The following is a 7,340-nucleotide window of genomic DNA, read 5'->3' on the forward strand; positions in this document are numbered from 1 at the left end:
TGGGGTTCCCCGGCCGGGGGGGTCTGGCTCAGTGCGGCCCTGCCCTGGCCGGCGCAAGCGGCGACGGCCGCGGCCCCCGGCCTGGCGGTGGCGGTGGGACTCTGCCTGCGGCTGGAGGCCCGGGGCCTGCCGGTGCGGCTCAAGTGGCCCAACGACCTGCTGCTGCCCGGCGCGGGTGGCCCCCGGAAGCTGGCGGGCCTGCTGCCGCGCCTGCGGCTGCGGGGGGGCACCTGCCGCTGGGCCCGGATGGGGGTGGGGCTGAACGCCAGCAACCGGGCGCCTCAGGGTGGTGTGGCCCTGGCGGAGCTGCTGGGAGCCGGCTGTGCCGATCCCCGGCACTGGGTCGGGGAGGTGCTGGCGGCCCTGGAGTGGGCCATGGCCTGGGCCGGGCGGCCCCAGGAGGTCTGCCGGCAGGCGGAGCGGCGCCTGCATCTTCCCGATGGTCCGATCCACCTCGATGGCATCGACTGGTGGCCCGCCGGGCTGGCGACCGACGGCGGGCTGCGCCTGGTGGCCGGCAGCGCCGAGCGGGTGCTGCACCGCGGCTTCGGCGCCGGATGAAGACCCCCCGTACACTGGTCTCCGGCAATTCCGGCGCCGGGTCGTCCCCCTGCACGCCCCCCGGTGTCCCTCCCTGACATGGCTTCCCAGCCCCTCACCGTCCTGACGGCGCTCGGCGCCGGCGCTGCCGCCTCCTGGCTGGCCATGCCGCTGGTGCTCGCCCAGGCGGTTCCCGCCCTCGAGCCGGCGGATCAGGCGGCCCCGGCCCCGGCGCCGACGCCGGTGCAGCGTCCCTCGGTGCGGATCGCGGCGCCGGTGACCCGCCCCGAGTTCCAGACCCCGGTGCAGCCCCTGGCCCCCCCGCCCCCGGTCACCGGGGAAGCTCCCCCGGCCACCCTGCGGCCCGGAACGGCGGACCGCAGGGTGGAGCCGCCCCGCCGCTTCGACGCCTCCCTCGATGCCCTGGTGCGGGAGGGGGTCGTCACCCCCGCGGAGCGGGTGCGGGTGCGCGGCTCGCTGCTGTCACCCCAGGAGGCCGCCACCCGCAGCCGGGCCTGCAAGGCCGGCGCCCTCTCGGCCCAGGAGTGCAGCACCGGCGTGATCATCATCGGCCGCGGCCGCAAGGATGGCCTCAGCGACGGCCTGGGCGAGGGGGATCTGGTGGCCGGGGGCCGCGGGGCCGGTTTCGGCGGCTTCGGCTTCGACGCCTCCCCCCTGCCGCCGATCACCGTGCCGGTCAGCGCCCTGCTCACCGGTGCCGGCGGCAGCTTCCGCCTCACCGACGTGTTCCGCGTCACCCCCCGACCCGCCCCGATCGTCGGCAACGGCAACCAGCGGCTGCTGTTCCCCCTGATCGGCTCGGCCGTCACCACCAGCGGCTTCGGCTATCGCCTGCATCCGGTCCTGGGCAGCTGGCTGATGCACGCCGGCCGTGATCTGGCGGCGCCCGAGGGCACCCCGGTGGTGGCCGCCCTCTCCGGGCGCGTCGTCAGCAGCGGCCTGGCCGGCGGCTACGGCCTGGCGGTGGAGATCGAGCACGACCGGCCCCGGCGTCGCACCCTCTACGGCCACCTCTCCGAGCTCTACGTCAAGGACGGCGAGATGGTGCGCCAAGGCGAGGTGATCGGCCGGGTCGGCAGCACGGGCCTGAGCACCGGCCCCCACCTGCATTTCGAGCTGCGCCTGCCCCAGGACGGCGGCTGGGTGGCCACCGACCCCGGCGACCTCGATCCGGGCGGCGGCCTGTTCGCCGGTCTGGCCAGTGCCGACGGCAGCGGCCCCACCGACGCGGTGGCCCTGCTGATGGGTCAGCTGATCGCCACTCTGGAGCGTCCCCGCTCCCCGCTGCCCCTGCCCGGGGAGCGGCTGAGCGTGCCCCCCACCGCCCGCCCGACGCCGGGCTGAGGGCGCCTCAGGCGCTGATGCGGCCGTCGCGGAAGTGCACCACTCGGTCGGCCCTGGCGCCCACCTCGGTTTCGTGGGTCACCAGCAGGATGGTGATCCCCTGGGCATTGAGATCGCCGAACAGGCTCAGCACCTCCTCGGTGGTGTGGGAGTCGAGGGCACCGGTGGGCTCGTCGGCCAGCAGCATGGCCGGGTCGTTGATGATCGCCCGGGCCAGGGCCACCCGCTGCTGCTGGCCCCCGGAGAGCTGGTTGGGCTTGTTCTCCAGCCGGTGGGAGAGGCCCACCCGATCGAGGGCCGCCAGGGCCCGCCGTCGCCGCTCCTCCTTGGGGACACGGGCGTAGATCATCGGCAGCATCACGTTGTCGATCGCGCTCAGCTGGGGCAGCAGGTGGAACTGCTGGAAGACGAAGCCCAGCTGCTGGTTGCGCAGGTCGGCCAGTTCGTCGTCGTCGAGGCTGTCGACATCGGTGCCGTTGAGCCGGTAGCTGCCGGAGCTGGGACGGTCGAGGCAGCCGAGGATGTTCATCGCCGTGCTCTTGCCGGAGCCGCTGGCCCCCATCACCGCCAGGTAGTCGCCCTTCTGGACGATCAGGGAGAGGTCGTCGAGGGCGCGCACCTCGGTGTCGCCGCTGCCGTAGACCTTCGAGACGTGGACCAGTTCGGCCACCGGTGGGGGGAGGGACTCCATGGCCGCCAGGCTAGGGAAATCTGCCCCCGACTCAGCCCAGCGGGGCAATGGCGCTGGCGGCGATGGCCTGCTGCAGGATCGGGGTGCCGGCCACGGTGGAGCTGGCCCAGTCGAACAGGGGGCTGGAGAGCACCCCGCCGACGGCGGTGATCACGACACAGCCCACAAGCGCAGCCCGCAGGGGCTGCATGCCGGCCAGGTTCCAGGTGATGGCGGGATAGGCCTTGACCACATCGGAAGCCTCCTGGGGTTCCTTCACCACCATCATCTTGATCACCGAGATGTAGTAGTAGATCGAGACCACCGAGGTGACCAGACCCACCACGACGAGCAGGTACTGGTGGTCGGCCCAGCCGGCGAAGAACAGGTAGATCTTGCCGAAGAAGCCCAGCATCGGCGGGATGCCGCCGAGGGAGAGCAGGCAGAGACTCAGGCCCAGGGTGATCAGGGGATCCTTCTGATAGAGGCCGGCGTAGTCGGCGATGCGGTCGCTTCCGGTGCGGAGGGAGAAGAGGATGATGCAGGCGAAGGCCCCCAGGTTCATGAACAGATAGGCGGCCATGTACAGCACCATCGCCGAGAAGCCGTCCTCGGTGCCGCACACCAGGCCGATCATCACGAAGCCGGCCTGGCCGATGGAGCTGTAGGCCAGCATCCGCTTCATCGAGGTCTGGGCCAGGGCGACCACGTTGCCCAGCACCATGCTCAACACCGCGAGCACGGTGAACAGGAATTTCCACTGGGCATCGAAGCTCTCGAAGCAGCCCACCAGCAGCCGCACCGCCAGGGCGAAACCGGCCGCTTTCGAGCCCACCGACAGGAAGGCCACCACCGGGGTGGGGGACCCCTCATAAACGTCGGGGGTCCACTGGTGGAAGGGCACGGCGGCGATCTTGAAGGCCACGGTGGCCAGCACGAACACCAGAGCCAGCGCCGTGATCGGCGAGGCGCTGGTCTGCAGGGCCAGGCCGATGGTGGCCAGGCTGGTGGCACCGCCGCTGAGGCCGTAGAGGAGCGAGGCGCCGTAGAGGAACACCGCGGCGGCGGCCGATCCCACCAGCAGATACTTCAGGGCCGCCTCGGAGCTGCGGGCATCCCGCTTCATGTAGCCCGCCAGCAGATAGCTGGCGACCGAGAGGGTTTCCAGGGAAATGAAGATGCTGACCAGATCGGTGGAGCCGCACAGGAACATGGCCCCGAGGGTGGCGGCCAGCAGGATGGCGGCGTATTCGCCCATGGGCGTGCCGCTGCGCTCCACGTAGCGCCAGCTCAGCAGCAGGGAGATCAGGGTGGAGGCGGCCACCACCGCCCGGAAGGCGATGGCCAGGTTGTCGGCCAGGAAGGAGCCGAGGAAGGAGGGCTCCAGCGGACTGTTCCACTGCAGGGCCAGCAGCACCAGGGAGGCGCCCAGACCGCCGTAGCAGATGGGCGGCACCCAGCGGCTGGCGGCCTTCTCGCCGGCCAGGTCGACCACCAGACAGACCACCAGGGTCAGCAGCACGGCCGCCTCCGGAGCGATCGCCCCGGCGTTCAGCTGCAGGGCCAGGGCGCCGGTGCCCAGACCCGAGGCGATCGCATCGGCGGCGGAAGCGGCGGTGGTGGCGGCAGGGGTGACGGAGCTCGCTGCTGCCAGAAACAGGTCGGCCACAGGGTTCGGGTAGGCGCGCGATGTGGCGGACTGTAGCCGCCATCTGGAGGGGCGGTCTGGTGCCCGGATACCCGCCGGGCCCGTCGATGCGATAAAGAAGGAAGCGGTATCGCGCCTTCCCGTGGCCCACACCCTGGTCATCGTCGAGAGCCCCACCAAGGCACGCACCATCCGGGCGTTCCTGCCCAAGACCTTCCGGGTGGAGGCGTCGATGGGCCACGTGCGCGATCTCCCCAACAACGCCAGCGAGATTCCGGCCGCCCACAAGGGCGAGAAGTGGGCCAACCTCGGTGTCAACACCGCCAACGGCTTCGAACCCCTCTACGTGGTGCCGAAGGACAAGAAAAAGGTGGTGAAGGAGCTCAAGGACGCCCTCAAGGATGCCGACCAGCTGCTGCTGGCCACGGACGAGGACCGGGAAGGCGAGAGCATCAGCTGGCACCTGCTCCAGCTGCTCGGGCCGAAGGTGCCGGTGAAGCGGATGGTGTTCCACGAGATCACCAAGGAGGCGATCGGCCGCGCCCTCGACCAGACCCGTGACCTGGACATGGAGCTGGTCCATGCCCAGGAGACCCGGCGCATCCTCGATCGCCTGGTGGGTTACACCCTCTCGCCCCTGCTGTGGAAGAAGGTCGCCTGGGGCCTCTCCGCCGGCCGCGTCCAGTCGGTGGCGGTGCGGCTGCTGGTGCAGCGCGAGCGGGCCCGTCGCGCCTTCCGCAGCGGCAGTTACTGGGATCTCAAGGCCCGTCTGGAGCAGACGGCCTCGCCTTTCGAGGCCAAGCTCACCCACGTGGGGGCCGAGCGCATCGCCGGCGGCTCCGATTTCGACGAGACAACCGGCGGCCTGAAGAGCGGCAGCAAGGTGAAGCTGCTCAGCGAGGCCGAGGCGGCCGCCCTCAAGGCCGCCGTGGAGACCTCCCCCTGGCGGGTGGCGGCGGTGGAGGAGAAGCCCACGGTGCGCAAGCCCGTGCCCCCCTTCACCACCAGCACCCTGCAGCAGGAGGCCAACCGGAAGCTGCGGCTCTCGGCCCGCGACACCATGCGCACGGCCCAGGCCCTCTACGAGCGGGGCTTCATCACTTACATGCGCACCGACTCGGTGCACCTCTCCGACCAGGCCCTGACGGCGGCCCGCAACTGCGTCGGTGCCATGTATGGCAAGGAGTTCCTCAGCCCGGCGCCGCGCCAGTTCAGCACCAAGGCCCGCAATGCCCAGGAGGCCCACGAGGCGATCCGGCCCGCCGGCGAGAGCTTCCGTACGCCGAAGGACACCGGCCTCGACGGCCGCGACCTGGCGCTCTACGAACTGATCTGGAAGCGCACCGTGGCCAGCCAGATGGCCGATGCCCGCCTCACCCTGCTGGCCGTCGACATTGAGGCGGCGGGCGCCACCTTCCGGGCCAGCGGCAAGCGCATCGACTTCGCCGGCTTCTTCCGTGCCTATGTGGAGGGAAGCGATGACCCCGATGCCGCGCTGGAGGGCCAGGAGGTGCTGCTGCCGTCGCTCGCAGTCGGTGACGCGCCCGTCTGCCGCGGCGTCGAGGCCCTCGGCCACCAGACCCAGCCCCCCGCCCGCTACAGCGAAGCGGCCCTGGTCAAGACCCTGGAGAAGGAGGGCATCGGCCGGCCTTCCACCTACGCCAGCATCATCGGCACCATCGTCGACCGGGGTTACGCCACCCTGCAGAACAACTCCCTCACCCCCAGCTTCACGGCCTTCGCCGTGACGGCCCTGCTGGAGGAGCACTTCCCCGACCTGGTGGACACGGCCTTCACCTCGAAGATGGAGCATACCCTCGACGAGATCTCCACCGGCAAGGTGTCCTGGCTGCCCTACCTGGAGAACTTCTACAAGGGGGAGAAGGGCCTGGAGACCCAGGTGCAGCAGCGGGAGGGCGACATCGACCCCGGCATCTCCCGCACGGTGGTGCTGGAGGGCCTGCCCTGCGTGGTGCGCATCGGCCGCTTCGGCGCCTACCTGGAGACCAAGCGGGTGGCGGATGACGGCAGCGAGGAGATGCTCAAGGCCACCCTGCCCCAGGAGATCACCCCGGCCGATCTCGACGCCGAGAAGGCCGAGCTGCTGCTGCGCCAGAAGGCTGAGGGGCCCGAGTCCCTCGGGGAGGACCCCGAGACCGGCGAGCAGGTGTACCTGCTGTTCGGCCAGTACGGCCCCTACGTGCAGCGCGGCCAGGTGAGCGAGGAGGTGCCCAAGCCCAAGCGGGCTTCCCTGCCCAAGGGTGTCAAGCCCGAGGACCTCAGCCTCGAGGATGCCCTGGGGCTGCTGCGGCTGCCCCGCCACCTGGGGGAGCACCCCGACGGCGGCAAGGTGCAGGCCGGGCTGGGGCGCTTCGGTCCCTACGTGGTCCACGACAAGGGCAAGGGCGAGAAGGACTACCGCTCCCTCAAGGCCGAGGACGACGTGCTGGCCGTGGGGCTGAGCCGGGCCCTGGAGCTGCTGGCCATGCCCAAGAAGGGCCGCGGCGGCCGCACGGCCCTGAAGGATCTGGGGGTGCCCGAAGGCTCCGAGGAGGCCATCCAGCTGTTCGACGGTCCCTACGGGCTCTACGTCAAGCAGGGCAAGGTGAACGCCTCCCTGCCGGAGGGCACCACCGCCGAGACCATCACCCTGGAGCAGGCGGTGGAGCTGCTGGCCGCCAAGGCCGCCAGCGGCAAGGGGGCGTCCCGCTCCCGGGCCGGCACCAAGGCCGCCGCCAAGCCCGCCGCCCGGAAGACCGCCGCCAAGACGGGAACCACCAAGGCTGGGACCGCCAAGACGGGAGCCGCCAAGGCCCCCTCCACCAGGGGCGCAGCCGCCAAGGCCGCAAGCACCACCACCGCCGCCAAGAAGCCCCCCGCCACCACCAAGTCCGGTCGCCTGCGGGCCAGCGCCGTGCGGGTGATCAAGCCCGCGGCCAGCTGATGGCCCATCCCCGCCCCCCCCTCTCGCTGGCGGGGCCCCTGCTGACCCTGTCCCTGCTGCTCTCCGCCTGCGGCGGCACCTCCTTCGGCGACGCCCTGTCCCGCAGTTTCTCCCGTGCCCCGGCCGCCCCGGCCGCCCCCGCCCGCACCACCGCCCCGGCCCCGCCGGCCTCC

At 71.6% G+C, this 7,340-nt stretch carries 5 protein-coding genes; 3 read left to right on the forward strand and 2 right to left on the reverse strand.

What is annotated here, in order from left to right; all coding sequences use genetic code 11:
* A partial coding sequence (locus KBY81_RS15975) for a biotin--[acetyl-CoA-carboxylase] ligase (RefSeq protein ID WP_254977036.1) occupies positions 1-561 on the forward strand: 561 nt, incomplete at its 5' end.
* A gap of 78 nt (positions 562-639) precedes the next feature.
* Positions 640-1,905: a M23 family metallopeptidase gene (locus KBY81_RS15980; protein ID WP_254977037.1), complete on the forward strand. Its 1,266-nt coding sequence runs from the start codon at positions 640-642 to the stop codon at positions 1,903-1,905.
* Between the two features lie 7 nt (positions 1,906-1,912).
* Here KBY81_RS15980 and KBY81_RS15985 read toward each other — a convergent pair whose 3' ends face one another.
* On the reverse strand, positions 1,913-2,596 hold the full coding sequence (locus KBY81_RS15985) for an ABC transporter ATP-binding protein (protein WP_106220401.1): 684 nt from the start codon (positions 2,594-2,596) through the stop codon (positions 1,913-1,915).
* 31 nt (positions 2,597-2,627) lie between these two features.
* Positions 2,628-4,169 (reverse strand): NAD(P)H-quinone oxidoreductase subunit N, encoded by a 1,542-nt coding sequence (locus KBY81_RS15990; protein WP_106220506.1) that lies wholly within the window; start codon positions 4,167-4,169, stop codon positions 2,628-2,630.
* A 196-nt stretch (positions 4,170-4,365) separates the two neighbouring features.
* Here KBY81_RS15990 and topA point away from each other — a divergent pair, with 196 nt between their 5' ends.
* Positions 4,366-7,167 carry a type I DNA topoisomerase gene (gene topA / locus KBY81_RS15995; RefSeq protein ID WP_254977038.1) on the forward strand — a complete coding sequence of 934 codons (2,802 nt, stop codon included), beginning with the start codon at positions 4,366-4,368 and terminating at the stop codon, positions 7,165-7,167.
* The last annotated feature ends 173 nt before the right edge of the window (positions 7,168-7,340 follow it).

Origin of the sequence: Cyanobium sp. Lug-B, assembly GCF_024345635.1 — a bacterium.
GTDB lineage: Bacteria > Cyanobacteriota > Cyanobacteriia > PCC-6307 > Cyanobiaceae > Cyanobium > Cyanobium minutissimum.

Excerpts from the sequence above, each read along its gene's own strand:
- KBY81_RS15980 (WP_254977037.1), top strand. The coding sequence starts at position 640 with ATGGCTTCCCAGCCCCTCACCGTCCTGACGGCGCTCGGCGCCGGCGCT.
- KBY81_RS15985 (WP_106220401.1), bottom strand. The coding sequence starts at position 2,596 with ATGGAGTCCCTCCCCCCACCGGTGGCCGAACTGGTCCACGTCTCGAAG.